The sequence below is a fragment of the Nonomuraea zeae genome (genome assembly GCF_005889725.1).
Classification (GTDB): Bacteria; Actinomycetota; Actinomycetes; order Streptosporangiales; family Streptosporangiaceae; genus Nonomuraea; species Nonomuraea zeae.
Genome location: NZ_VCKX01000672.1, coordinates 1 through 1,369, shown reverse-complemented (window position 1 = coordinate 1,369; position 1,369 = coordinate 1). Strand labels below are relative to the sequence as shown.

Below are 1,369 nucleotides of genomic sequence, written 5' to 3'. Positions count from 1 at the left end.
GCTCTGTGGGTGGCTGGGGGGCGGGGCGTGGCCGTAACCCGGGGTGTAGCCGCCGAGCTGGACCAACCAGGCCCAGACCGTGGCGGGCGGCGCGTCGATGGTGACGGCGCGGGTGGCCTGGTGCTGCGGGACCCGGATGAGGTCGTCACCGGCCATGCCCCCGTGGACCTCACTGTCGTCCGCACCCCAGCGGAGGTGCCACGGGCGGACGGCGAACAGGTAGCCTGCCGCCGCGCCGACCGCCAACCTGAACAGAGAGCGCGTAACGATCATCACGAACTCCTTCTCATCGCTGGTCGGAACGCCCAGTCTCCGACGTGCTGCCGGACTTGGATAGGGCTTTCCTCAGCAAAATCCCATATTTCCGGATTTGGTATATGACCGGATGCCCGAAATGGCGAAAAATGCGGCGGGCGTCAGATTTGGCCGGGCTTCCAGGCGGTGAGATCGTACGTTTCCGCGACCGTCCGCCACGCCTGCGCGAATCGGGTCTTGGCCGTCTGCGCGGCCTCGGATCTCGCCAGGCCGCGCTGGTAGTCGCGATCGTCGGCGATGGGTCCCGTGCAGCCGCCGCCCACGTAGCGACGCGCCCAGGAGAGGAACGCGGCGTCGGCGTCGTGGGAGGCGTCGAGCGCGTCGACCAGGGCGTCCTTCAGCGCGGCCCCGTCCGGGAGCGCGGTCACGGTGAGCGCCTTGGCGGAGGCGAGCTGGTCGCGGCGGCTCGTGGTGATGTCCCGGATGCTGTCCACCCCCTCCGCCCGGCAGCCGCTCGCGCTCGCGATGGCGTCGGACAGGCTGGAGCGCGCGGAGTTGCTGCTGGACAGGAGGTCGCTCATCGCCTTCGCCTGCTGGGCGGCGACCGGGTCGTCACCGGTGGTGCCGGGCGAGGCCGCGTCGCCGGTGGCATCGGGGGAGGCCGTCTCGCCGGTGTCGCCGGTGGCATCCGTATCGCCGGGAGAGGCGGCGTCGTCCGTCGGGTCCGGCGTCTCTGGTGACGTGGCGCCGCCGCCTTCCTGGCCGGTGGTGGCGACCGCCGGGACGTTGCCCTGCCCCGCCTGGGCGGCCTCGTTGGCGGTGGACGAGCGGTCGGCGACGATCCACCAGGTCGCGGCCAGGGCGAGTGCGGCCGCCGCCAAGCTCACGAGCACCGAAGGGCGCCGCCAGACCGGCGCGCGCCCCCGCAACCTGAGCGGCTCCCAGCCGTCCTGATTCCCCGGCACCGCGAACTGCCCACCCGGGGGCGGGACAGAGGAAGCCGATCCGGCGTACGGCGGCGGGGCGGACCGTCGTCCTGGAGATCCGCCCGGTGGACAGCCGCACCGTGCGGCTGGCGCTGCGGACGGCGGACTCCGTGACCAGGGTGCCGGTG

General features: G+C 72.7%; 2 protein-coding genes. Both read right to left on the bottom strand.

All coding sequences use genetic code 11. The features are described 5' to 3' along the window. On the bottom strand, positions 1-273 hold a 273-nt coding region (locus ETD85_RS62295; protein ID WP_206059657.1), incomplete at its 3' end, for a hypothetical protein. 143 nt (positions 274-416) lie between these two features. Beyond that, complete coding sequence (locus ETD85_RS64295) at positions 417-1,220, bottom strand: hypothetical protein (protein ID WP_170247519.1); 804 nt, start codon at positions 1,218-1,220, stop codon at positions 417-419. Between the last annotated feature and the right edge of the window lie 149 nt (positions 1,221-1,369).